Below are 22,241 nucleotides of genomic sequence, written 5' to 3'. Positions count from 1 at the left end.
CCGGAACACACGGCTGGAAAGTGGCACTCAACACACTGATCAACATCTTTCCCGGACGCATACTTTTCTGATAACCTACAAACGTAAGCAATCACCTCTGGCTTACACAAAAAACGTGACAGGCTCCGGCCGAGTGGGACTACACCACCCGCACGAGGCCGCAGTGGGAGTCGCTCGAACCACGCCAGCCCGATCAGGGACACGAAGATCTGGTGCTCGCCGAGGCGGTGCGCGACGGAGCACTCACCGAGGCGGAAGCCTCTCTGATCCTGTCGACCCGCTTGGAGAACATGCGGCTGCACGAGGCCGCGACCGAACTGGGCGAGTCGTATTCCCGGGTTTTCCGTGCCCGGAAAAAGGCCGAGTCCGCACTCATTTCCTGGCTCGATGTCAGGCGTGCACCAAAAAAGGCGGAACATCCGCAAACAAAGCCGGACCCCGCGTGCAAAAAATCGGCCTGAGAACCCCCTTTAGAACAATGTGAGGGGAATCAGGTCGAGAACCGGGCACACGCGCACCACGGCAGCCGCCTGCCACCGCCGTATCTGTCGGGCGCCGCGGGCCGCTGGGCCGGTGACCGGCTCCCTGGTTTCCCTCACCTCCACCTCGCCCACCCGCCACCGGTGTCCTCGGGAGGGATCCTGGATGTCTCTGCGACCGCCACGCCATCCACGCGCCTCGTCTGCACGGCGGCTACGTGCCGTCACCGTCCTCAGTGGTGTCGGGGTCCTGTTGTTCGTCGCGGTGACTCCTGCGTCGGCCGACACGCTCGTCGTCGCCGCGCCGCCTGGGTCGCTGGAACAGGTCATCACGAACCTGCGCGACTTCCTGATCGGCCTGCTGGTCGGTCTGGCCACTCTGTTCCTGACCATCGGCGGAGTGCGCTACCTCGCTGCGGATGGGGATCCGGGTGAGGTCGAGCGGGCGAAGAAGAGTCTGCGTAACGCCGCGATCGGCTACGGCCTGGCCATGCTCGCGCCGGTCATCGTCACCGTCCTCAAGAGCCTGGTGGGCTGACCGATGACGACCTTTGGCGCACCTGCCACCAGTTCGTCCGAGCCTCGGGTGCAGCGCATCGCCGCCCGGCTGCTGCGCACCGCTGTCCTCGCCGGACTTGTGTGTGCTTTCGTCGGCGCACTGCTGGGTGCCTCGGCCGGGCACGCGCACGCACAGCCACCCGTGCTGCCGCTGCCTCCAGGCTCCAACCCGGGACCGGAAATCCAGTTCCCGCAGACACCAACGACCACGCCGAACCCGGCGAACCCGCCGTTGCCGCTGCCCCCGAATCCGGACCCGGGGTGGCCCAGCGAACTGCCACCACCGCCGAAACCAGGTCAGCCGCCACAGACCTGGAACCCACCGACTCCCGCGCCATCGAGCCCCGCGCAACCGCCACCGATTCAGGTCGACCCCAACCATCCGGTGGCACCCGTGCCGCTCGCGCCGCAGCAGGGACCGCAGCCGCAGGCCGGGTCCACGGATTGCGGCTGGCTCGACGTCGTGTGCAAGGCCGGGCAGGCGATCGACGAGTGGTTCACCGACTTGGTCACCTCGGCGATGGACCCGGTGCTCGACCTGGTCGGCCGGACCTCGATGACCACCCCGGACCTGGCGGGCCAACCCGCAGATCTCCCAGCTGTGGGACATCACCCGCTGGGTCGCGAACTCGCTGTTCATCTTGTTCGTCGTCGTCGGCGGGATCGTGGTCGCCTCGCACGAGACGCTGCAATCCCGGGTCACGATCAAGGAGACGCTGCCGCGGATCGTGGTCGGCTTCATCGCCGTCAACGCCTCGCTGTCGCTGATCGGGCTGGCGATCAACTTCGTCAACGGGATCGCGACCGGGATCCTGGCCGGCGACTCGTCCGGCGGCATCACCACCGGGGTGAAAGACGAGATCCACCGGCAGCTCGAACAGGGCGGGATCTTCATGATCCTGGTCGCGCTCGTCGTGCTGATCCTCGCCGTCGTCCTGCTCGCGCTCTACGTGCTGCGCCTGACGATCACGATCGTCATCGTCGTGGCCGGGCCACTCGCTTTGGTGTGTCACGCCTCGCCGTATACCGAGGGTATTGCCAAACTGTGGTGGCGGGCGCTGTTCGGTGTGCTGGCGATCCAGGTGCTGCAGGCGATCACGCTGGTCGTGTTCGTGAAGGTGTTCTTCGTCCAGGGCACCTCCGGTCCCGCCACCACCGATCTGCTCGGTATCTCGGGCGGCCTGATGAACCTCGTCATCTCCGTGGTACTGCTGTTCATTCTGATCAAGATTCCGTCCTGGGTGATGCAGCAGGTCGGCCTCGGCGGGCGTTCCACGATCGCCTCGATCGTGAAGTACGCGCTGCTCGCCAAGGGACTGGGGATGCTCGGCCTCGGCAAAGGCGCAGGCGCCGCCGCAGCCCGCGGCAAGTTCGGTCGCCGCGGCACCGGAGGGGCGTCCACCCGGCCGCGAGGTCGTGGCCCGACCGGTCCTCGCCCCGGCGGTGCGGCGCCCCGCCGGGGCGGCGGCACGGCGTCCGGGACGGGTGCGCAGCGGATGGCTCACGGTGCCGCGCGGGCGGCTCGGGAGCGGGCTGCCCAAGCGTGGGCCGCGCCCGCACGTATGGCACGCGATGCACGCGCCGCCGCACGCGAACGCAAGCAACCACTGGGCGATGGCGGATTCGCTCCTGTCTCCGGCGCGTACGTGCCCGCGCCGATGCCGACCATCCCGGCCGGGGTGAGTGTGGCGCCACCGATCGAGTCCACCCGCTGGGGCTCGCCGGACTCCCGGCGCCGCTCTGCCTCCGCGGGGACGCGGGCGTCGGGAGCAGTGCGGGCGCCGCGACCGGCGACCGCGAGCCAAGCCCGCGACCGGACCATGCCCCGCGCACAGGCGCGCAGCACCGGCACGGCCCCGGCGGCACGCCGGAACCCATCGCCGCATGTGCACGCGCCCACGTTCCAGGCACCCGGTACCGCGCCGTCCACCCCGAGCGCGACAGGCCGCGGCGCACGCGCGGGCAAAGGCAAGGGCGCCGATGCGGCGCGGCAGCCGGGTGCGCCGCACTCCGGAGCAGCGAAGCCAACACCACGCAACCCGAAGAAAGGGGGTCGCTGATGCGCAGCGATGACGAGGTACCAATGTCGGCGCGGGTCCCCGCCGATGTGGAGAAGCCGGACAAGATCGTGTTCGGCCTGACCGCGCGGCAGGCCGGGATCCTAGGCGTGACCGGGTTGCTGTTGTGGGGGCTGTACCAGGCCACGCACAGCGTGGTGTCGCCGGTGGTGTTCGCTGCGGTGGCGATCCCGATCGCCGGGTTCGCGTTCGCGGTGGTAACCGTGCGCCGGGACGGGCTCACCTTGGATGCGTGGCTGCTGGCCGCGCTCAAACAGCGGCGCAGCCCGAAACGATTGGTGCCTGCCGACAGCGTACGCGGGGACGCCGTGCCGGACGCCCCGGCGTGGGTCGCGGCGAAGGCCGGGCCGCTGCCCGCGCCACTGCGACTTCCCGCGGAGGCGATCTCGGTCGAAGGTGCGATCGACCTCGGCACGCACGGCACCGCGCACGCCGCGGCATGCTCCACGGTGAACTTCGGGCTGCGCACCGCCGGAGAGCAGAACAGCTTGATCGGCAGCTTTTCCCGCTGGCTGCACTCCCTGTCGGGTCCGGTGCAGATCGTGGTGCGCGCCCAGCGCCTCGACCTGGAGCCCTATCTCGATGTGCTCGCCGACGAGGCCGGCGGACTTCCCCACCCCGCGCTGGAAGCGGCGTGCCTGGCGCACGTGGAGTTCCTGCGCGAACTGTCGGCCAGCCGGGATCTGTTGCGCCGCCACGTCACCGTCGTCCTCCGCCAACCCGCCACCGGACGACACAGCCGCGACACCGGCGCGGCGCAAGCCGTGGCCCGGCGCGCGCAGGAAGCGGCTCGCGCGTTGCGAGGCTGCGAGGTCATGGTCGCCCCGCTCGACGGCGCCCAGGCCCATGCCGTGCTCGGCGCTGCCGCCAACCCCAACGGCGGCCCGCAGGCCACCCGCGCGGGCACCGCCTCCGGCGTGGTCACCGCCCACCCCGCCCTACTTCACCCCGCCGAGGGCGACACCGCCGCCGACGCGGCCGAGGACGTGGAGGTCTAACCGATGAATGCACAGAACCCAAGCGGACTCCTGCGTCGCGCCGCCCGCCGCGTACTCGGCCGCGCCTTCGCGTCCGGCGCGGCTGGAACCGGGGCAGGCGCCGTGGCCGGGCCGGACGCCGTCGAGGTCGGACCACGGTGGCTGCGCGTCGGCGACGGCTACACCGCCACCCTCGCCATCACCGGATACCCCGCGGAGGTCGGCGCAGGGTGGCTCGAACCTCTCCTGTCCTACCCGGGCCGGTTGGACGTCGCGCTGCACGTCGACCCGCTCAATCCGGCGACCGCGGCGAAAAGGCTGCGCAAGCAGCAAGGCCGTCTGGAGTCCGCGCGCCGCTCGGCGGTGGAGAAGGGCAAACTGGACGACCCGGAGACCGAAGCCGCCGCAGCCGACGCCGCCGACATGGCCTTCGCTTTGGCGCGCGGTGAGTCGAAGTTGTTCCGGGTCGGGCTGTATCTGACGGTGCACGCCCCGACCGCGGAGGATCTCGACGCCGAAGTCGAGGAAGTGCGGTCGCTGGCGTCTTCGCTGCTGCTGGACGCGCAACCGGCGGCGTGGCGCTCGGTGCAGGGCTGGACTTCCACCCTGCCGCTCGGGGTCGACCTGCTCGGGATGCGCCGCACCCTCGACACCCCCGCCTTGGCCGCGAGCTTCCCGTTCACGTCCCCGGATTTGCCTGCCGCGGATCCGTCGCCGCACGCCCCGCTCACCGGCCGGTTGTACGGCGTCAACGCCAGCTCGAACGGACTGGTGTTGTGGGACCGCTGGAGCCAGGACAACTACAACTCCGTCACCCTCGCCCGCTCCGGTGCAGGGAAGTCGTACTTCACCAAGCTCGAAGCGCTGCGCTCGCTCTACCCGGATCCGCACCGGCCTACGCCGGAGGGCGAAGTCGGGGTGCAGGTGTTCGTCATCGACCCCGAGGACGAGTACCAGCGACTGACCGAGGCGGTCGGCGGAACCTACCTGCACCTCGGCGCACCCGACGTGCGGCTCAATCCGTTCGACCTTCCCCCTGGGGCGCAGCGGATCCCGGATGCGTTGACCCGCCGGTCGTTGTTCATCCACACGCTGCTCGCGGTCATGCTGGGCGAGGCGTTGACGCCGCAGGAGCGGGCGGTGCTCGACCGCGCGGTCACCGCGACCTACACCCGGGTCGGCATCACCGCCGACCGCCGCACCTGGACACGCCCAGCGCCGCTGCTGGCCAACCTCGCCGAGGTGCTCGACGACGACAGCACCGAGACCGGCGACCCAGCCGGTACCGATCTCGCGGCACGGCTCACGCCGTACGTGTCCGGCTCGTTCTCCGGCTTGTTCGACGGCCCGATCACGCGCTCACCGGACGGGCATCTGGTGGCGATCTCGTTGCGGGACTTACCCGACGAGTTGAAGTCGGTCGGCACGCTGATCGCACTCGATGCGGTATGGCGGCGCGTGCTCGACCCGCACCACCGGCGACGCCGCCTGGTCGTGGTGGACGAGGCGTGGTTGCTGATGCACCAGCCCGAAGCCGCCAAGTTCCTTTACCGGCTGGCAAAGTCGGCGCGCAAGTACTGGGCCGGGCTGGCGTTCGTCTCCCAGGACGCCGGAGACGTCCTCTCCAGCGACCTGGGCAAAGCGATCGTGTCCAACGCCTCGACGCAAGTCCTGTTGCGACAGTCCACCCAGGCCATCGGCACCATCGCCGAAGCCTTCCGCCTATCCGATGGGGAACGCGTTTATCTGCTCGCCGCCGGACCGGGCGAAGCGCTCCTGGTCTCCGGCACGAATCGGGTTGCCTTCCACGCCTTGGCTTCCGACGCCGAGGACGAGCTGATCACCACTGACCCGGAGTTCCTGTCACGAATCTCGACCGACGAAGAGGACGACCTCGAACCATGAGCACAGTTCCGAACACACTCACCGAGGCTTGGAAGCACGCCTGCGCGTGGACGCAGCAGCACCTCGCGCTGCTGATCGTGCTCGCCGTTCTCACTGCCGCCTGCGTCGCCGTGCTGGCAAGGCTGCGGCGCGCGACGCGGCGCCGGTGGTATACCGGGGCGCGGGTGGTGACCGTGGTGCCCCCGGCCGGACTCGACCCCGCCGCCGCGGTGGCCGGGGCACGTCGGTTGTGGTGGGACCTGCCCAGCCTCGCCCCACCACGTTGGAAACGCCTATTCGCCGGGGTGCCACACCTGGCCATCGAGTACCACCTCGCCGCGGGCGAGGACCTCGCCGTTCGCGTGTGGCTGCCAGGGCCGGTACCGACCAGCCGGATCGACGCCGCGCTGCGCGCCGCCTGGCCCGGCACCCTCGTCCTCGACCACACCCCCACCACATCCCCACCCAGGGACAGCGGCGAGTCGGCGCCCGCGGGCACGACGGGGCTGGTGGTCACCGGGGGCACCGTGCGCCCGGAACGGCCCGAGCACCTGCCGCTGCGCGTCCCCGACCCGCGCGACGAGTCCGTCGATCCCTTACGGGCGCTGGAAGCAGTGACCGGCCAGCTCGCCGACGGCGAGTCCGCGGTGGTGCAAATCCTGGCCCGGCCCGCGGTCGGCCACCGGTTGCGCCGCTACCGGCGCACCGTGGACCGGTTGCACTCCGGCCGGCCGGGACACCGCTCCGCGCTGGCCAGCTTCGTGTCGGTGCTGACGCGCGAACTGATGGAGATCGTCACCGGCAGCAAGTCCACCTCCACCACCCACGGCACCAGCGAGACGCCGCGGCGGCTGGACCCGCAGCAGACCGAGGAACAACGCGAAATCCGGGCGAAGAAGCTCCAGCCGCAATGGGAGGTCGCGCTGCGCTACTACGCCGCCACCACCGCCCACGGCCCGCAGGCCACCGAACGAGTCCGCGGGATCGCCGACTCGCTGTTCGGTGCCTTCGCACTGCTAGCGGGGCGCAACGCCCTGGCCCGCCACCGCCTGCCCAAACCCCGGGACGTGATCACTGCGCGGCGACTGCGGCGCGGAGCGCTGCTCTCAGCCGGGGAGCTAGCGGCGCTGGCACACCTGCCTGCCCGCACCGACGCACTGGCTAGCGGCCAGGCCCGCAGCGTACCCGCACCCCCGCACACCACCCGCCGCCTCTGACTCCCCCGCAGCGAGAGGAGTTGTCGTTGTCCACCACCAAGAAGCCCGCATCCACGGTCCGAGGCACAGACTCCGCGGAGGTGGCTGGCCCGGCGCGGCTCACGCTGCGCCCGGCCAGTGATCACCGCCGCCGCACGCCGAAACCGCTCGGTGTCACCGACGCCGGTCCAGCGCGCAAAGTCGTCCTGCCCGTGGTCGACGCCCGCCACCACCTCCACATCGCGGGCACCACCGGCAAAGGCAAATCGACCGAGCTGCTGCACCTCGCGCTCGCCGACATCGAGGCCGGGCGCGGGGTCGCCGTCATCGAGCCCCGCGGCGACCTCATCCGCGACCTGCTCGACCGGAGGCCCAAAGACGCCGGCGAGCGACTCGTGCTCATCGACCCCGACGAACAGGACGCTCCCGCGGCGCTGAACGTGCTAGACCCGGCCGGACTCGGCGGCGAAACCGTCGCCGAACACCTCGTGTCCACACTGCACCGCATCTTTCAGGCGTGGTGGGGGCCGCGGGTCGAAGACACGCTGCGTGCCGCGGCCTACACCCTCACCGGGCGGCCAGGCTCCACCCTGGCCGACATTCCACTGCTGCTCACCAACTCCCGCTTCCGCAACGAGGCCACCCGCCGCATCAAGCGCAGCGACCCCACCGGGATCGGGGCGTTCTGGAGCGCCTACGACAAGCTCACCCCCTCGGCTGCGGCGCAGCAGGCGGGGCCGGTGCTGTCCAAGTTGCGCGCGGTCACCGCCCGCCGGTTCGTCGCTGACCTCTTCGGCACCGCCACCAGCTCGTTCGATCCGGCCGACGTGCTCGACGGCGGGATCCTGCTCGCCAGGCTTCCCAAGGGCGAACTCGGCGAGGACTCCGCGCGGCTGGTCGGGTCGTTGCTGGTGGCCTCGCTGTGGCAAGCGGCGATCGGGCGCTCGCACCAACCCGAGCACACCCGCGCCGACTCCAGCATCATCGTTGATGAGGCACAGAACTTCCTGCACCTGCACCACCCAGGTCGAACTGGTGATGGACCTGTGGACCACGCTGCAACGGCAGGCGGACAACACGCGCGCCACCGAGCCCGCAGTCAACCCGCCCGCCGCCGTGAAGAAGTTGAGCGACCTCGACTACCTCGCGGCTCTCGACACCCCGAAACTGCTGGAAGACCTCAAGATCCGCAGCTGTTCCGACCTCAATTCCTTCCTCGACCTCCGGGATTCCGGGTGGGCCGGGTGGGCGGAGACAGGTCCCCGGGCGATGGTGTCCGGGCGGCGCCGGACGAGCTGGGCCGACCTCGTGCAGTACACGCTGGCCAAGGAAGAACGCACCCGGCGCGCGGTCATGCTGCTGATCCCGCTCGCGCTGCTGCTGCTCGGCGTCGTGGCCGCGCTGGTGTTCCTGGCCGTCCAGATGCCCGCGGCAACCCTGCTGGTCGTGGCCGGGCTGCTCTCACCGCTCGCGCTCCTCCTCGGCAAGAGCATCCGGAAACCGAAGCAGAAAGCCGGCAACTAGAACCGACGGTGGAGAGGCCCGGCGGCCGGTGCGCTGCCGGGCCCCTCCACGTCCAGGGATCGTTTCCGAACACCCGTGGTTCTACTGTCGATTCACTCGACATGTCTTGTAGCTCGACATACCATGCCGGGATGGCTACCTCTACTTCCCCGGCCGCCGACCTGCCGGAGGGCACCGACGCCGCCCGCGCGTCCCTGGAAGCTCTGCGGGCGTGGGCGCGCCACAACACTCAGCTCCCCCGGCTGCGGGCCGATCTGGTCGCGCTGGCCTGGAACACCGGGAACCGCAACATCCGCGAGCTGGCCCGCGTCACCAACGTCTCCAGGGACACGATCTACGCCGATCTGCGCAGGCACGGCATCGACGCCGCCGACCAGACCACCCGCCGTGCCACCACCACCCCGCGCCACCAGCCGCTGACCCCCGCCGCGGTGGCAGGGCTGGGTGATCTGGTCCAGGCCCGGGTCTCCTCGGCGATGCTGACCGGCGACCCCCAGGCCGCGGCCCGGATCGTGTGGCTGGCCGGGATCATCCTGGACCGCGTGGAGACCCTGCTCGCCACCCCGGCCGGCACCGAGACCGACCTGACCAGCCTCTCGCCGGTCTACTCGCGGGCCGACCAGCTGCAAGAGCTGATCGACCGCGGTACCTCGCTCATCGAGGCCGCCCGCAGGGAACTTGCCAGCGAACTCACCAACGCGCAGACCGCCGCCCGGACCGCCGAAGAACAGCTCAACACTCTCGGCGGGGAACTCGAACCCGTCATCGACGACGCCACCCTGCACCTGACCCTGCCAAACGAGAACATCCGCGGCCCGGTCACCGTCGAACTCACCCGCCGGGACGGACGGCTGATCGACGTGCGCGGCGACTCCGCCCTGGTGGATGGCCAGCTCGACCGGCACGCCCACCTGGCCATCCACCACGCGTTCGCCACCATCGCCCGCGCGCTGCGCCCGGCCCTGACCGAAAGCGCCTATCTTCCCGCCCAGTAGATCGCCAAGCAGGCCAAGAGCAAGGAGTGATCGATGATCATTTCCACGGGTAAGGACGGCGCGAACGTCGCCGTCAGCCCCCTCCGCGTCGTGACGGGGACCGTCGCGTGATCAGCGAGCACAGCACGAGCTTCCACATCCGGCGTGCCACCCGCGATGACTGCGGCAGCATCCTTGACGCCTGTGAAGCCGACGTGGTCGATCTCCAGACGCGGAGTCTTCTGCGCGGCGAACTGCCGTTCCCGATCTTCTTGGCTCTGGATGCACGAGACGTGGTGGTAGGCGCGCTCGAGGGAGACCTCTTCTACGAAGGCGGTAACGGCTGGGCCTGGGTTTTCACCATCGGTGTGGCTAAGCACGCCCGGCGTCGCGGTGTGGGGACGGCTCTTCTTCGTGCCTTCAGCGAGGCGGCGTTCCACGCTGGGCGCACACACGTTGCCCTGCGGATTCAAGACGGTGACGGCATGCAAGCCCGTCGCGCGTTCTTCCGCCGATGCGGCCTGAGCAGTCCTGATACCGACGACACCCTGGCAATCGGCAGACTCGCCGACGTGATGCGCGCCTGACCGGATTCGTCGAGGTCGGCGTGAACGGGTAGATCATCGTGCCGTGTGGGGTGCTGGGCGGGGCGGGGAGTGCTGCCAGCCGATGAGGTCGAGCGGGACTTCCCAGGCGAGTCCGCCGGGTGCGATGTGGTTGCGGGTGGCGCCGACCCAGTGGACCTGGTAGTCGCCGGTGTCGCCCTCGGCCGCTGGCGGCATCCAGGTGGGAGGCCGTGCCGGGGTGAAGCCTGCCAGCCGTGGGTTTCTGCGCCGTAGCGAGCCGGGGTCCTCGTGGAACTGCTGCAGCGCGGCGTCGGCGGCGGCGCGGTCGCGCCACACCGGATCCGGCGTCGAGCGGAAGTCGAACGGCACGATCCAGGCCGTGCCGTCGTGCCCGGTACTCGAGCCGATGAGCCAGCCGCCCGGCCAGTCCGGTGTGGGCGTGGTGACCTGCAGGCCGAGCAGCTCGATTTCCCGTTCCCGCTCCCGGATCACGTCGCCGAGCCGGGTGGCCTCGCGGTGCCGGTCCCGGTCGTCGATGTCGGCGTAGTCGGGGTCCGGCCACAGGAAGCCTGCTGGCGGCGTAGGTAGGTGATCTACTCGCGCAGCTCGGTGACCTGGGCGAGGATGTCGGCGGTGTCCATTGATCGGACTGTGTCCTTTCGGGTGGGTCAGGCGGTTCGGGTGGTCGGCTCGGCCGGCCACTGCGCGCCTGGGGCGCGGCGCCAGCCGTGGACGTCGGCGAGTTCGTCGACCCGCGGCTGCTCGCGGGCCGGATGGATCCACTCGGCGAACGGTTTCTCTTCGCGCGGGTCGTCAACGATGATCTCCCACCGGCGCGACGGGGTAGTCCCGTCCGGGTCCGCGGTCACGGTGACCCGGGCGCGCACCCGATCCCGGGCGGACTGCTCGTCGCCGGCGCTGACGGCCCGGAGGGCATCGGTGTATTTGACGCCGTGCGCGGCGGCGTAGGCGCGGGCGGCGCGCTTGAGTTCGTTGCTGGGCCAGATGTGGACACTGTCCAGCAAGGCGACCCCGACAACGCCAACCCCGACATCATCCAACTCGCCAGCACCTAAGTCGGACTCTCAACGAGCGCAGAACATGATCATCGTCGTGCACCATCGTCGAGATAGGCGTAGTCGACTACCAGGTCTGCCACGCCTGCCGGATAGCTCTGCTCAAGCTCGAGCTCGTCGACGACGCGCATCGGGACGGGATCGGCATAGCCCGGTGACGTGGTCGTGATCGAGCAGCAGGCGGCTGACCGGAATGGTGCCGCAGCTGGCACACCGACCGTTCTGCAGGTGAGCCAGCAGCCGAACTAGCACCCACCGGGCTTGGTTCACTTCCATTGCTTGTAGCTCGTCGTCGAAACCCCAGCTGGCCCAGAAGTCCGGGCCGAGCGCGATGGCGCGGTCGACGTCGGCTTGCCACCGACGCAACTGCGCGCCTCGCGCGCGGGCTTGTCGAGCTCGGTTGCGGGCGTCGCGTTCGGCGGCCGGGAGTGTGTGGTGCACCGGCACGACGTGCACCGCCGACCGGGGCCTCTCGACGCGGTTGTTAGCAGTTGTGCCGCCGGAAGGCGTGGAACGACTGCTTTGGCTCAGTCCGGTAGGGCGAGGCTTCGTCGTGGTGCCGCGTCCGCAACGTTTTGAGCAGGGTGTACGAGGCGATGTCGTAGTCGTAGTCCCGGTTCGTCGGGTGGTGCGGCGAGTCCGGTGAGATGAACGAGTACAGGTGCGCGCCCTGCACTTTCTCCTGGCCGAATACGCGCAGCATGCGGGCGATGTGCTCGGCCTGCTCGTGTTCGTCGCGCACGAAACCGGGCTTGACCGTGGCCGGCTTCTCCGGGTCGTCGGGGTAGTCGAGAATGTCCCAGCCCATACCCCCTGCCTGCGCCGCGCCGGTGAACGTGCAGCAGCCGAACTCTAGGATCATGATCGGCTTGTTCCACTTCCGGTACTTGGCCAGGTCGGTCGTGTACTCGGCATCGGTTGGGAAGTATGCGTAGTAATCGACGCCGACGATGTCGAACAGCGACCAGTCGTTCCACACCGCGTCGGCGTCGTCGGCCGCGCCGTAGGTGATCCGGCCACCGAACTCGCGGCGGGTCACCTCGACCGCCCGCGCCATGAACTGGCGGAACCGCCGGATGATGTTCGGCCACTCCGCTTCCGGGATCTGGTCCATGTTGTTGATCCGGTCCAGGAAGTTCTCGCCCGGCACGATGCCCGGCGTGAACAGGAAGTGCTCGCAGCCGGTGACGAACTTGACGTTGTCGCCGCGCCGCAGCCGTTCCGCCTTGCGGGCGGTCTCGGCCATGTGCTCGAGGATCTCCTCCTGAGAGTGGTCGTAGAGCCGCGGCTGGACGTAGACCTCCATCCCGCGCCGCAACGCCGCGGCCGTGGTCTCGGTGAGCCTGCCGATGTCGCTGCCAAAGGCGGTGATGGACGGGCAACGCAGATCAGCGATCATCCCGATCTCCCGCTCCAGCTGGCCCCGGCTCCACCGCACCCTGCTCAGCGGTTCGCTCGCGCTGTGCAGGACACCAGTGTCGTAGCAAACGCCGCCGCGCAGCTTGCCTAGGCGGGGACCCGCGGCATCGGCGGCGCGCGAGTCAGCCGGTGCGGCACCAGCGGTGCCGCCGCCCAGTCCGGCCATCACCGCCGCACCCGCCACCGACTTCAGGAACGTCTTGCGACTGATCATGTTTCCCCCTAACTAGTTACTCAATTAGACTACTAGTCATGCAACCAGAAAATAAGTCGGCTGACCAGGAAGGGCGGTCCTTCATCGAGGAAGCCCGACGTGGGCAGATCGTCGCGGCGACGATCGGGACCATCGCCGAGATCGGGTACGCGAAGGCGTCGTTCGTGCAGATCGCGCTGCGTGCGGGCATCAGCCCCGGCCTGATCACCTACCACTTCGCCAAGCGCGAGGTGCTGATGAAGCAAGTCATGCTGACCGTGCACGACTCGATGGAACGGGCGCTGAGCGCGCGAGGGGACGGCGCCGAGAGCTACTGCGCGGCGTTGCGCGCCATCATCGAGGGCTTCGTGCACTACTGCGCCGAGCACCCGGCCGAGTTGATCGCCATCAGCCAGATCGCCGCCGCCTCACGCGACGCCGAGGCTGCGCGCGCGTGGGCCGACGACCAGCACGAGGGCACACTGACAGAGTTGGAGGACATGTTCCGCGAGGGCCAGGAGCACGGCGAGCTGCGGGCGTTCTCACCGCGGGTGATGGCGGTGTCCGTGCTAGCCGCACTGGAGGCGGTGCCGGCCGAGCTGATGGCCCGGCCGGACACCGACGTCGCCGCCTACGCGAAAGAACTTGCGGACCTCTTCGAGCTGGCGATCAGGCGCCTCTAGAAGGGGCGCCACGGCCGCCGGACTGATCCCCACCGGCCCACCCGGCCGGCATCGCTCCCCCTCCGCCGACACCGCCCTGCTGCTCGGCGTCATCGACACCAGCGGCGGCCGCGACGTCGCCCTCGACACCGACGGCTCCGACGCGCTGCGCCGCCTGCAGACCGAATGGCACATCGCGATCTACGGCGAGAAGTCCGGCAGCTCGGACGCGTTGCTGAGCTCGTACCTGTACTGAACTTTTCCTCTGCGGCCTGAGGAGATCCTCGCCCTCGTCACCGACCAAGGTCTCGGGACCTCGATCGCCAACGCCGCCGAGCACATCTGGGCAGCGCTGGTGACCGAATTCGGCTCGCCGTTGTGGATGCTGAAGCACTACACCGCCCAGGGGAACGTGCCCGACGACGGCGACACCATGAACCAAGCTGCTTCTCCGCTTTCCCTCTAGAAGGCCCTCGTATCCGGGCTTGTCGCAGGTCAGCCCGGATACGAGAGGGCTTCGTGTCCGATCCCCGACTTGCCGTGCAACGGCGGGAAACAGGATCAGTGGAGCGTGCGGGTCAGAGAGCCAGCTGGGTGGAACGGTTTTTCTTGCGGGCCTGAACGGCCAGCGAGGCCAGTTCTTTGAGCCACCAGGTCTCCATCGCCAACCCGTCGGTGTGCTCGCGGATCCAGTCCTGGGTGAACTTCAGACGCGCCTCCATGGTGCGAATGGCACCGAACTCCGAGTGGTCGGCCAACTGAGCGACCAGTTCGTCCCGCCGAGCCTGGAGAACCTCGAGGCGCTCGGCCGCCAGCGCTTGGAGCAGCTCGTTGGCCCTGCTGACGACCGAGGAGACGACCCAGGAGTTGTCCGGGTCCTTGCGCAGCTCGGCCAGTGCCGGCAGTTGTTCGGCAACCGAGCGGCGTGTGACCCAACGGGCACGGCGGAATTCCAGCGAGACGGCGACCTGCCCGGCCAGCTCCGTGATCTTCTCCTCGTCGAAGCCGCCGTGATCGCGGGGTTCGGGTTCCCAGCGCGGCGAGCGGCGGGACAAGGTCGTGAACTCGTCGAGGGTGTCGTGCCAGAGTGCGGCCTGCTCCCACACGTGCAGGACACCGCGGTGGGCGAAGCCGACCTCGATGAGGCTGGTCCAGCCGGTGATCCGGGCCAGTGCCTTGCTCACCCGGGTCCGTTCCGCGCCGGCGTCGATGTTCTCCAGGACGGTGTTCACCTTGTCCTCGTCCAGCACGACGCGGCGCAGGTAGAGCAGGTGCGAGTCGGCGGCCGCGGCGATCCCGACGACCTGATCCGCGGTCAGCAGGGCCGGGTCGAGTTCGACGACGCGGTCGAGATCGAGACGCGCCGGAACCACCCGCAGGCCCTGGTCGTGCCCGGCCTGCGCGATCCGATCAGACTGCTCGGCCAGGGAATCGGTGGTGGCGGCACGTACCAGGGCGAGCATCTCGGTGAAGTCGTTGATCATCATGAGGACGGATCCGAGCAGGCACCACCGACAGAAGCCCGTGTCGTCGAGGTTCTTCTGTCCAGGTTCACCCCAACGTGGACAACCGCGAGCAGCTGGGTACCGGAACGGGTGTCAGCCACTATCCGCCGCCTGAACTGCCAGCGTTGAAGGCCAGTCCCTCTAAGAAGGCCTAGAAGGCTCTGAGTTCACGATTTCTGAAGCCTCAGCTCGACGAACCCGAGTGGTCGATCCCTGCTTGCAGTGGTTGGGATGCTTGGGTTCGCAGCGATCTCGCCGCATGATCTTCGGCTCCGCTGACGAGGAGGTCGGTGGCGGTGTTGATGTAGCGGGCTGCTGTTTTGGGATCGATGCCGAAGAGGGATGCGAGCCGGAGCGGGTCTGGCCCCTGTGCGGTGATCTCCTCGAGTTGTCGGTCGACGCGGAGTCTTTCGAGGCGGAAATGATCCTCCACACCGTCCATTGTGGTCACGATGAAGGCGAGTTCCTCTACGAAGGCCTAACCCCGGTTCGCCCGCCGAGCCGCGTCCTCCCAGCCCATGCTCGCGATCCCGGCGTCGGACTGGTGGCCGCATGGCCGCGGCTGCTGCGGGCCGAGCAGCCCGACCTGTGCCCAGAACCGGACACTCGCCGGATCCGAGGGCAGCGGGGCTGTGGTGACGGCGAACTTCTCGCAACGAGCCCGCACTGCCTCGACCAGCACCCGCCCGACGCCACGGCGCCGGCGGGCTTCGGCCACCTTTAGGTACTGCACCACGGCCCGGCGACACCCCCGGGGGCATAAGGACAAGGCGGCGTAGCCATAGACCTCGCCCTGATGGATCAGCTGGATCTGCCCCGCCCCGGCCGGGACCTCCGGCGGCAGCACCATCACCGTGATCTTCAAACCGTCGACCTCGTCCGGGCGCTTCTGCGCCGACACCGACGGGTTGACCGTGATCCACTCCCCCGCGTCCGGCCCGCCGGCGTTGCGGCACGCCGTGCAGACGAACGAACTCGTCCCGTACCAGTGGAAATAGCCCGCCCCCACCCCGGCGACGACAACTGGCAGCCCCACGGGCAGCGCTCACCCGCCATCGGCGACCGCGACGGCCGCATCACCACATCCTCAGGCGGCACGGTATCGAACACATGTCCGACTCCAATGGCCTAATGTGCGGGTATGGCGGAATCCGAACCCAAGAAGTGCGCGAAGTGCCAGAACCGTGACCCAGGCCCCGGCGGGGTGCTGTGCCCGACGTGCCTGACCGAGATCCAGAACATGCTCGCCGACTACTGGCCGACAGCGTGACACCCGCCGACGCGGGCAGACGGCGTTAGCGGTCGACGCCCATGACGTTCTTCATCGCGCCGAGCTTGGTGCCCCAGATCCAGAACAGGATGATGAAGACCTCGATCTTCCCCGCGAGGTCAAGCGAGTCGAGGAGCTCGTCGACGTCGCCCTCGGTCAGGTCGCGGGTGCTGACCGTACGCATGTTGAAGATCGTGATGGCGATCTCGTGATGGCGCTGGGTCACCTTCAGTGAGGGGATCAGCGCGGTGATGTCGTAGTGATCGGGCAGCGGCTTGGTGACCAGTTCGGCGGGGTAGCCGCCGGTGGTCATGATCTGCATGCCGGTGTTGACCAGGAAAGTGATCAGCGGCGAGGCCATCATCAGCTCGCCCATCATCACCATGAGCTCTTTCTCGTTGGCCAGGTCCCCGTCGACGCTGACCTCGGTGTTGATGTCGGCGTGCAGGCGCCGCATCGTGTTCTCGATGTTGGTGAGTACCTGGCCCACTTGACACTCTTCCTTGGACTCTCGGTCAGCGCGCTCGTCGCTGCCTTCGTATTCGGACGACTGACCCGCGAACGTCCACCCGCCGCCGACTAAAGCCCCGTCGACTAAGCACGTGCTGGCCGGCCGCGCTGCTGCTTTGCCTTCTCGGTGGCGGTCGGCCGAGCGTCGACCTGATTCGGTGCATGGCACCTCGTCGACGGCGAGGTGCCCACGGCGTGCAGTCAATTGTCAGCCACGATAATGGTCGGTCGTGGATCTGATCAATCAGGGACCGGCAGTCTGGTGCCGTCTGTAGATCAGCATGGCGTTGGCGGGTTGGTCCGGTGTATGCAGGCCAGGCCGTCGAAGTCTCTTCCTGGGATCATCGGAGTAAATGCCATCCGGTGCAGAAAGGACACCACAGCGCCGTGCGAGCGGGTCCAGGAGCGTTGGCTGAGCCAGGCAGTGACCGGCTCCGGCGCGTCCGGGGCACGGAGGTCGACGATGTGGTCGGCGGATACCGCTGCTGTGAGCCGACCTTCGACCAGGGTCAGTGACGGTGCCCTGATGCGGTGCACGGCCGGGGTCGGTGTGGTTCCGCGCAGCAGCCGCTTGTGACGGGCGTGGAAACGCCCCGCGCCGAGGGTGAGTCCGAGCGCGTAATAGCCGCGCCCGAAGCGCACTTCCAGATGTGAGCCCATGGGCGCCACTGCCGAGGACGACGCACCTCGGGATAGGTGTCCATTATGCGCCCACACCGCGACCGGAAGTCCCTGTCGATCGGCGACGCTCTGGACGGCGTCGACTGTCGCCTCGGCCATCAGCCGGTCTCGCACAGCGTAAACCGAGTCGCCGTCTGTGCCGCTGCGAGATGCCGCAAAGAGCTGGGCAGAGCGGAGCAGGAATCCGGCATGGCGCCTGGCAATCGCACGCTCTCGGTCCACATTCTCGATGACGGCCGAGGCTGTCTCCTCATCCAGCAGCGCGATCAACTCCTCGATCTGAGGCACAATGTCGGATCGCATTGGCGGATCATCAGGCCGGTTGCGGTCCAACTCCTGCAGGACCACCGAGAAACGCTCAAGCTCGGTCGGCGCGCGGTCTCGTAAGTAGGCTCTGACGGTTTCGACAGCCGTCTTGGGCCGCTGTGGATCTATGCCGACGAACCGGACGCGGCGCTCGGCGGGTACCTGCTGGTTGTGTCGGCGCAACCACTTGATCATCGCTAGCACTTCGCGGGTGTTCCAGGTCCAGAACTGCAGCCCGGCGAGTGCTGCTGCGGCATCTCCTGCACCGGTCCTGACGTAGTCGTCGACGACGGTTGCCGCGGACTCGCTGGTCTCCATCGCGACCACACGTAGACCCAGCTCCAGCACCAGGAACTCCAGCAGCCGATGCTTGAGCGTAAAGAATTCCCGGGTGCCATGCGTTGATTCACCCAGCCCCAGGACTTCGAGCCCGTCCCAGGTATGCGCTAGCGAGGCCAAATCGTCCCGGCCGCCGCCTGCATCCAGCGTCTCAAGTCGAATGGCTCGTGAACGTAGCCACGAAGTTATGACGTCAGGGTCAGGCATGTGGGACATGGTGGCACATTACGATCAACGATCGGCTTCGGGTTGTGGTATGACGGGTTCACCTGACGCGGATTTGGGTTGTGACCGCCGTGGGGTCTTGCGTGATTGCCAGCTGAGGTTCACCCCGGGTAGTGGACACCGAGTTAGCAGGACTGGTCGTCCTGTTGAAAGGATGTCTTCATGCCTGCTCGCAAGCGCCGTTCGTACACGGCCGAGTACAAGGTCGAGGCTGCTCACCGCGTGATCGATTCCGGCCGGACGATCTCCGAGGTCGCCCGCGAGCTGGGACTCGACGCGGGCATGTTGAGTGTCTGGGTCAAAGACGAACGACGCCGGATCGCCGCGGCCGAGGTTCTCGGGGACAAACCCCTGGAGGCGGCCGAGCGGGCCGAGTTGCTGCGCTTGCGTGGGCAGGTGGCCGAGCTGGAGAAGGACAACGCGTTCCTGGTAAAAGCTTCGGCGTACTTTGCCGCGATGCAGTAGAACCGGCCCGGTTCGCTCTGATGGCCAAGTACGCCGGCCCCGACGAGTTCGCCGACACCACCACCACTTCACAGCCGGACGCGCGGTTCTCGGTCCGGCGTATGGCGCGGCTGCTGGGCGTGTCGACGTCGGGCTACTACGCGCACGTGAAGCGTGTCGCGGCAACGGTGCTGACGCCGCGGCAGCAACGCCGAGCCGACCTGGAGGTGAAGATCACCCAGGCGCATAAGGACTCGCGCGGAACCTATGGGTCGCCGCGGATCACCGCCGAACTGCGTGACCACGGCGAGGTGGTCACGGCGAAGACTGTCGCCAAGATCATGGCCTCGATCGGCCTGGAGGGCATCAGTCCGCGCACGTTCAAGGTGAAGACCACGGTGGTCGATCCGACCGCGTCTTTCCCGCCGGATCTGGTCGGCCGACAGTTCGACCGGGACCGGACCGACGCCGTCTGGCTGACCGACATCACGTATCTGACGTGCGGCGAAGGCGAGATGTTCCTGTGCGCGGTCCGGGACGGACATTCCCGGAAAGTGTTGGGGTACAGCGTATCCGACCACATCGGCGCCGACATGGTCACCGATGCCATCGACGCCGCCGTGGCCGCCCGTCGCGGCAGATGCCGTGGCACGATCCTGCATTCCGACCGCGGCGGCGAGTACACGGCGCACCTGACCGCGAAGGCGTGCTTCCGGCACGCCCGGCGGAGTCGTTCTGGTCGACGTTCAAACACGAGCACTACTACCGGCACACGTACGCCACGAAGACAGAACTCGTTGCCGCGATTGACAAATGGAACAGTTTCTACAACAGTACGCGGCGGCACTCCGCGATCGGGATGCTTAGCCCCGACAACTTCGAGCAGTCACTCCAAGCGGCTGCCTGAACCCTCGCAAGCCCCTGTCCACCATTCGGGGTGAACCTCAAGCGGCCAGCTGAAATTGGCTCTGGCACAAAGTCCGTGATGGTGCTCGGCAGCAGGGAACTCCTTGCGGTGGTTGATCATTTTTTGGCCGGCGGCGGCGAACTCGATCCGCTTTATGGGCTCGCCTTCGGTATGAGCATTGACGGGGTTCGTCGCGAGAATGCCGAAGTGTTAGCGCTCGAGCATTTCCCCAGCCGAGGCCCGTTTCGCTCAAGAGTTCCCCGGCTGCGCGCTCACGGGTTTCCGCGCCGGGACGACGAACCCAGCGCTCGCGATCCCCACAAGGGCGATGGGTGAACCGTCACGGGTGGAGGACCGGCTTCGATGTCAGACCAGCGCCGGTCAGCGTGGCAGGTGTTGAGCTTAATAGGCGGTCTCGTACTCGGTCGGGGTGAGGTAGTCCAGGCGTGCGTTGTTGTACCAATCGACCCATTCCATCATCGCGTACTCGACCTCGGCCAGGTTCGTGAACGGGGCCTGGCGGTTGACGACCTCGGTCTTGAACAACCCGATGATCGACTCTGCCAGTGCGTTTTCGTAGGCGTCGCCGACCGAGCCGATGGAGGCCGATAAGCCCTGCAGGGCAACGGAATCGGCGAAGGAAGCCGATGTGTACTGAGACCCTGTATCGGAGTGGTGAACAAGTTCTTGCGCGACAGGATATCCGTGGTGATCGCGTCGCCACAGCGCCATGTGCAGCGTCTTGGACACCAGCGTGGTCGTCTTCGTGCTCGCTACGGTCCAGCCGACGATCGCGCGGGAGTAGACATCGAACACGAACGCCACGTAGGCCCATCCGGTCTGCGTCGGCACGTAGGTGAAATCAGCGACCCATGCCAGGTTCGGGGCGTCGGTGCTGAAGTCCCGGTCGAGCCGGTCACCGGCGCGCACGCCGTCCTTGGCGCGGATCGTGGTTCGGGGCAGGCGGCCCCGGGTCACGCCGGACAGGCCCAGTTCACGCATGACTCGGTCGACGGTGCAGAAGGCCACCTCGTGGCCCTGGCGGCGCAGCCAGCGGGTCATCTTGCGCCGCCCGTAGACCGCTTCGGGCGTGTCCTGCGCATCGCGTAGTGCGTTGGCCAGGTGGGCGTCGTCGACATCGCGTGGGGAGGGTGGCCGGCGGCGGGCTTTGCGGTAGGTCCGTGGCGCGATCTGGATCCCGTGCGCGGACAGCACGCGGCAGATCGACTCGACGCCGTGGATCTGGCGATATTCGTCGATGAACCCGACGATCAGTGGTGTCGCGGGTCGAGTTCCCGCGCGAAAAAAGCCGACGCCAGTTTCACGATGTCATTGGCCTGTTTGAGTTCCTTGTTCACCTTGCGCAACCGGTCCAGCTCGGCGCGTTCCGCCGCAGCCAGCTCACCAGTCGCCGCCGCGGGCGGAGTGTTCTGCTGGAGGGCCTTGACGATCCACACGCGCAGTGTTTCGGGATGCACGTCGACCATCGGGCCGATGGCGTGCGCGACAGCGTAGGCGGATCCGTACTCATCGAGGCGGTCAAGGGCCAGACGGACGGCCTTCTCACGGACCTCGGGCGGGTAACGCTTAGGCATAGTGACCATCATCCTCATGAAAGGAAGCGGCCCCCTGCCCGTGACGGTTCAATCACAGTGCCGGTCATGCCCACCACCGCCGCCATAGGCGTCGCGTGGTCCAGCTGAATGCCGGTTCAGGGACTGTCCCAGTAACGGTGTTTCCGGCCCGACACGCCGGGCGTGGGCTCGGCGGGATGGGCACGGTGTGTGATGACACTGGATGTTGTGACTTCACGATCGACGGGTAAGAAGAAGGCGGCGAAGCCGCGGTCGGCTCAGGAGGAGCTGGTGGCCTCGATGGTCGCGCAGGCTCAGGCGCGGGGGCTGGCGTTGACCGGCCCGGAGGGACTGCTCAAGCAGCTGACCAAGACGGTCCTCGAGGCGGCGTTGAACGCGGAGATGACTGAGCATCTCGGCCATGAGAAGCACCAGGCCGAGCCGGGGCGCGCGGGGTCGAACGTGCGGAACGGCACGCGGTCGAAGACAGTGGTTTCGGACGCGGTGGGTGAGGTGGAGATCGCGGTGCCGCGGGATCGGGATTCGAATTTCGAGCCGGTGATCGTGAAGAAGCGGCAGCGTCGGCTGGGTAGTGTGGATGAGGTCGTGTTGTCGTTGTATGCGAAAGGGTTGACGACGGGCGAGGGTGCGCCGTGAAAGCGCTGTTGTATCGCGAGGAGGTGGAAGGCCTTCTCCAGCGGGCCGTCGCAGCGACCTGTTGAAGTTGAGGGCAGCCTGAACCGGGAGGTGTCGGTGAGGGTGGCAAGCGGCCCTGACAAAATCGGGACGTGCCAGAACTGCCAGATGGTGCGGGTCCGGCAAACGAGTCGAAGAGGTATACGCGAGGAACTGGCGTGTTACGTTTCCTAAGTAGTCACCGGCTGAAACCTGGCG

The 22,241-nt window shown here is 67.9% G+C and carries 25 protein-coding genes, 2 pseudogenes and 1 other annotated feature; of the genes and pseudogenes, 17 read left to right on the top strand and 10 right to left on the bottom strand.

Annotated features, from left to right (window positions below):
* Positions 1–212: 212 nt before the first annotated feature.
* From ACM6LR_RS38725 to ACM6LR_RS38700, 6 genes are all read left to right on the top strand, one after another.
* Positions 213–461: a hypothetical protein gene (locus ACM6LR_RS38725; protein WP_414945597.1), complete on the top strand. Its 249-nt coding sequence runs from the start codon at positions 213–215 to the stop codon at positions 459–461.
* Between the two features lie 184 nt (positions 462–645).
* Positions 646–1,017, top strand: coding sequence for a pilin (locus ACM6LR_RS38720; protein ID WP_414945596.1), 372 nt, complete (start codon positions 646–648; stop codon positions 1,015–1,017).
* A 661-nt stretch (positions 1,018–1,678) separates the two neighbouring features.
* Positions 1,679–3,097, top strand: coding sequence for a hypothetical protein (locus ACM6LR_RS38715; protein ID WP_414945595.1), 1,419 nt, complete (start codon positions 1,679–1,681; stop codon positions 3,095–3,097).
* Complete coding sequence (locus ACM6LR_RS38710; protein WP_414945594.1) at positions 3,097–4,113, top strand: PrgI family protein; 1,017 nt, start codon at positions 3,097–3,099, stop codon at positions 4,111–4,113. The genes ACM6LR_RS38715 and ACM6LR_RS38710 overlap by 1 nt, the downstream gene beginning before the upstream one ends.
* A gap of 3 nt (positions 4,114–4,116) precedes the next feature.
* Positions 4,117–5,997, top strand: coding sequence for a VirB4 family type IV secretion system protein (locus ACM6LR_RS38705; protein ID WP_414945593.1), 1,881 nt, complete (start codon positions 4,117–4,119; stop codon positions 5,995–5,997).
* Positions 5,994–7,193: a hypothetical protein gene (locus tag ACM6LR_RS38700; RefSeq protein ID WP_414945592.1), complete on the top strand. Its 1,200-nt coding sequence runs from the start codon at positions 5,994–5,996 to the stop codon at positions 7,191–7,193. Before ACM6LR_RS38705 ends, ACM6LR_RS38700 begins: the two co-directional genes overlap by 4 nt.
* Positions 7,194–7,615: 422 nt before the next feature.
* On the opposite strand, the gene ACM6LR_RS38695 is transcribed toward ACM6LR_RS38700, so the two are convergent.
* Positions 7,616–8,185 (bottom strand): hypothetical protein, encoded by a 570-nt coding sequence (locus ACM6LR_RS38695; RefSeq protein ID WP_414945591.1) that lies wholly within the window; start codon positions 8,183–8,185, stop codon positions 7,616–7,618.
* Here ACM6LR_RS38695 and ACM6LR_RS38690 point away from each other — a divergent pair.
* From ACM6LR_RS38690 to ACM6LR_RS38680, 3 genes are all read left to right on the top strand, one after another.
* Positions 8,163–8,696 carry a hypothetical protein gene (locus ACM6LR_RS38690; protein ID WP_414945590.1) on the top strand — a complete coding sequence of 178 codons (534 nt, stop codon included), beginning with the start codon at positions 8,163–8,165 and terminating at the stop codon, positions 8,694–8,696. The genes ACM6LR_RS38695 and ACM6LR_RS38690 overlap by 23 nt on opposite strands.
* A 131-nt stretch (positions 8,697–8,827) precedes the next feature.
* Positions 8,828–9,691: a hypothetical protein gene (locus tag ACM6LR_RS38685; RefSeq protein WP_414945589.1), complete on the top strand. Its 864-nt coding sequence runs from the start codon at positions 8,828–8,830 to the stop codon at positions 9,689–9,691.
* 107 nt (positions 9,692–9,798) lie between these two features.
* Positions 9,799–10,257 (top strand): GNAT family N-acetyltransferase, encoded by a 459-nt coding sequence (locus tag ACM6LR_RS38680; RefSeq protein ID WP_414945588.1) that lies wholly within the window; start codon positions 9,799–9,801, stop codon positions 10,255–10,257.
* 33 nt (positions 10,258–10,290) lie between these two features.
* On the opposite strand, the gene ACM6LR_RS38675 is transcribed toward ACM6LR_RS38680, so the two are convergent.
* From ACM6LR_RS38675 to ACM6LR_RS38665, 3 genes are all read right to left on the bottom strand, one after another.
* Complete coding sequence (locus tag ACM6LR_RS38675; RefSeq protein WP_414945587.1) at positions 10,291–10,728, bottom strand: hypothetical protein; 438 nt, start codon at positions 10,726–10,728, stop codon at positions 10,291–10,293.
* A gap of 176 nt (positions 10,729–10,904) precedes the next feature.
* Positions 10,905–11,297: a hypothetical protein gene (locus ACM6LR_RS38670; protein ID WP_414945586.1), complete on the bottom strand. Its 393-nt coding sequence runs from the start codon at positions 11,295–11,297 to the stop codon at positions 10,905–10,907.
* 499 nt (positions 11,298–11,796) lie between these two features.
* Positions 11,797–12,945, bottom strand: a complete 1,149-nt coding sequence (locus ACM6LR_RS38665; RefSeq protein ID WP_414945585.1) for an abortive phage infection protein — start codon at positions 12,943–12,945, stop codon at positions 11,797–11,799.
* 38 nt (positions 12,946–12,983) lie between these two features.
* Here ACM6LR_RS38665 and ACM6LR_RS38660 point away from each other — a divergent pair, with 38 nt between their 5' ends.
* Both ACM6LR_RS38660 and ACM6LR_RS38655 read left to right on the top strand, forming a co-directional pair.
* A complete protein-coding gene (locus ACM6LR_RS38660) occupies positions 12,984–13,607 on the top strand; it encodes a TetR/AcrR family transcriptional regulator (protein ID WP_414945584.1) in 624 nt (207 codons plus the stop codon).
* The gene (locus ACM6LR_RS38655) at positions 13,570–13,842 is read left to right on the top strand and encodes a hypothetical protein (RefSeq protein ID WP_414945583.1); all 273 of its coding nucleotides are present in this window, start codon (positions 13,570–13,572) and stop codon (positions 13,840–13,842) included. Before ACM6LR_RS38660 ends, ACM6LR_RS38655 begins: the two co-directional genes overlap by 38 nt.
* A 322-nt stretch (positions 13,843–14,164) precedes the next feature.
* Here ACM6LR_RS38655 and ACM6LR_RS38650 read toward each other — a convergent pair whose 3' ends face one another.
* The 3 genes from ACM6LR_RS38650 to ACM6LR_RS38640 form a co-directional block, all read right to left on the bottom strand.
* The gene (locus ACM6LR_RS38650; RefSeq protein WP_414945582.1) at positions 14,165–15,073 is read right to left on the bottom strand and encodes a hypothetical protein; all 909 of its coding nucleotides are present in this window, start codon (positions 15,071–15,073) and stop codon (positions 14,165–14,167) included.
* Between the two features lie 202 nt (positions 15,074–15,275).
* A complete protein-coding gene (locus tag ACM6LR_RS38645; RefSeq protein WP_414945581.1) occupies positions 15,276–15,533 on the bottom strand; it encodes a hypothetical protein in 258 nt (85 codons plus the stop codon).
* Positions 15,534–15,569: 36 nt separating this feature from the next.
* A complete protein-coding gene (locus ACM6LR_RS38640) occupies positions 15,570–16,127 on the bottom strand; it encodes a GNAT family N-acetyltransferase (RefSeq protein ID WP_414945580.1) in 558 nt (185 codons plus the stop codon).
* Between the two features lie 105 nt (positions 16,128–16,232).
* Between ACM6LR_RS38640 and ACM6LR_RS38635 the strand changes: the two genes are divergently transcribed.
* Complete coding sequence (locus ACM6LR_RS38635; protein ID WP_414945579.1) at positions 16,233–16,361, top strand: hypothetical protein; 129 nt, start codon at positions 16,233–16,235, stop codon at positions 16,359–16,361.
* Positions 16,362–16,386: 25 nt separating this feature from the next.
* On the opposite strand, the gene ACM6LR_RS38630 is transcribed toward ACM6LR_RS38635, so the two are convergent.
* Both ACM6LR_RS38630 and ACM6LR_RS38625 read right to left on the bottom strand, forming a co-directional pair.
* Positions 16,387–16,851 carry a hypothetical protein gene (locus ACM6LR_RS38630; RefSeq protein ID WP_414945578.1) on the bottom strand — a complete coding sequence of 155 codons (465 nt, stop codon included), beginning with the start codon at positions 16,849–16,851 and terminating at the stop codon, positions 16,387–16,389.
* A 296-nt stretch (positions 16,852–17,147) separates the two neighbouring features.
* Positions 17,148–18,404, bottom strand: coding sequence for an erythromycin esterase family protein (locus ACM6LR_RS38625; RefSeq protein ID WP_414945577.1), 1,257 nt, complete (start codon positions 18,402–18,404; stop codon positions 17,148–17,150).
* Positions 18,405–18,584: 180 nt separating this feature from the next.
* Between ACM6LR_RS38625 and ACM6LR_RS38620 the strand changes: the two genes are divergently transcribed.
* The 4 genes and pseudogenes from ACM6LR_RS38620 (at position 18,585) to ACM6LR_RS38605 (ending at position 20,109) form a co-directional block, all read left to right on the top strand.
* A complete protein-coding gene (locus ACM6LR_RS38620) occupies positions 18,585–18,887 on the top strand; it encodes a transposase (protein ID WP_414945576.1) in 303 nt (100 codons plus the stop codon).
* A 20-nt stretch (positions 18,888–18,907) separates the two neighbouring features.
* Positions 18,908–19,606 (top strand): annotated as a pseudogene (locus tag ACM6LR_RS38615) (IS3 family transposase); the annotation flags it as partial.
* Positions 19,507–19,773 carry an integrase core domain-containing protein gene (locus ACM6LR_RS38610; RefSeq protein ID WP_414945598.1) on the top strand — a complete coding sequence of 89 codons (267 nt, stop codon included), beginning with the start codon at positions 19,507–19,509 and terminating at the stop codon, positions 19,771–19,773. The pseudogene ACM6LR_RS38615 and the gene ACM6LR_RS38610, both read left to right, overlap by 100 nt.
* 78 nt (positions 19,774–19,851) lie before the next feature.
* The gene (locus ACM6LR_RS38605) at positions 19,852–20,109 is read left to right on the top strand and encodes a hypothetical protein (protein WP_414945575.1); all 258 of its coding nucleotides are present in this window, start codon (positions 19,852–19,854) and stop codon (positions 20,107–20,109) included.
* 66 nt (positions 20,110–20,175) lie between these two features.
* Here the strand turns inward: ACM6LR_RS38605 and ACM6LR_RS38600 are convergent.
* Positions 20,176–21,368 (bottom strand): IS3 family transposase gene (locus ACM6LR_RS38600; protein ID WP_414945574.1). Its coding sequence is split into 2 segments (ribosomal slippage): positions 20,176–21,077 and positions 21,077–21,368, totalling 1,194 coding nucleotides; the frame shifts between segments, so codons are not numbered across the junction.
* Positions 20,956–21,084, bottom strand: a sequence feature (AL1L pseudoknot). Its footprint overlaps the gene before it by 129 nt.
* A gap of 192 nt (positions 21,369–21,560) precedes the next feature.
* Here ACM6LR_RS38600 and ACM6LR_RS38595 point away from each other — a divergent pair.
* Positions 21,561–21,992: pseudogene (locus ACM6LR_RS38595) on the top strand (transposase); the annotation flags it as partial.
* Between the last annotated feature and the right edge of the window lie 249 nt (positions 21,993–22,241).

Origin of the sequence: Amycolatopsis sp. cmx-11-32 (assembly GCF_047608695.1) — a bacterium.
Lineage (GTDB): Bacteria > Actinomycetota > Actinomycetes > Mycobacteriales > Pseudonocardiaceae > Amycolatopsis.
Note: the sequence above shows the minus strand (reverse complement) of the source record. Positions and strands in the feature narration are given on the sequence as shown.

What these genes read in the sequence shown, in the direction of transcription:
- ACM6LR_RS38720 (WP_414945596.1), top strand. Translation starts at nt 646, where the DNA reads ATGTCTCTGCGACCGCCACGCCATCCACGCGCCTCGTCTGCACGGCGG.
- ACM6LR_RS38710 (WP_414945594.1), top strand. Translation starts at nt 3,097, where the DNA reads ATGCGCAGCGATGACGAGGTACCAATGTCGGCGCGGGTCCCCGCCGAT.
- ACM6LR_RS38705 (WP_414945593.1), top strand. Translation starts at nt 4,117, where the DNA reads ATGAATGCACAGAACCCAAGCGGACTCCTGCGTCGCGCCGCCCGCCGC.
- ACM6LR_RS38700 (WP_414945592.1), top strand. Translation starts at nt 5,994, where the DNA reads ATGAGCACAGTTCCGAACACACTCACCGAGGCTTGGAAGCACGCCTGC.
- ACM6LR_RS38690 (WP_414945590.1), top strand. Translation starts at nt 8,163, where the DNA reads ATGAGGCACAGAACTTCCTGCACCTGCACCACCCAGGTCGAACTGGTG.
- ACM6LR_RS38685 (WP_414945589.1), top strand. Translation starts at nt 8,828, where the DNA reads ATGGCTACCTCTACTTCCCCGGCCGCCGACCTGCCGGAGGGCACCGAC.
- ACM6LR_RS38665 (WP_414945585.1), bottom strand. Translation starts at nt 12,945, where the DNA reads ATGATCAGTCGCAAGACGTTCCTGAAGTCGGTGGCGGGTGCGGCGGTG.
- ACM6LR_RS38660 (WP_414945584.1), top strand. Translation starts at nt 12,984, where the DNA reads ATGCAACCAGAAAATAAGTCGGCTGACCAGGAAGGGCGGTCCTTCATC.
- ACM6LR_RS38650 (WP_414945582.1), bottom strand. Translation starts at nt 15,073, where the DNA reads ATGATGATCAACGACTTCACCGAGATGCTCGCCCTGGTACGTGCCGCC.
- ACM6LR_RS38645 (WP_414945581.1), bottom strand. Translation starts at nt 15,533, where the DNA reads ATGGACGGTGTGGAGGATCATTTCCGCCTCGAAAGACTCCGCGTCGAC.
- ACM6LR_RS38635 (WP_414945579.1), top strand. Translation starts at nt 16,233, where the DNA reads ATGGCGGAATCCGAACCCAAGAAGTGCGCGAAGTGCCAGAACCGTGAC.
- ACM6LR_RS38625 (WP_414945577.1), bottom strand. Translation starts at nt 18,404, where the DNA reads ATGCCTGACCCTGACGTCATAACTTCGTGGCTACGTTCACGAGCCATT.
- ACM6LR_RS38620 (WP_414945576.1), top strand. Translation starts at nt 18,585, where the DNA reads ATGCCTGCTCGCAAGCGCCGTTCGTACACGGCCGAGTACAAGGTCGAG.
- ACM6LR_RS38610 (WP_414945598.1), top strand. Translation starts at nt 19,507, where the DNA reads ATGCCGTGGCACGATCCTGCATTCCGACCGCGGCGGCGAGTACACGGC.
- ACM6LR_RS38605 (WP_414945575.1), top strand. Translation starts at nt 19,852, where the DNA reads ATGGTGCTCGGCAGCAGGGAACTCCTTGCGGTGGTTGATCATTTTTTG.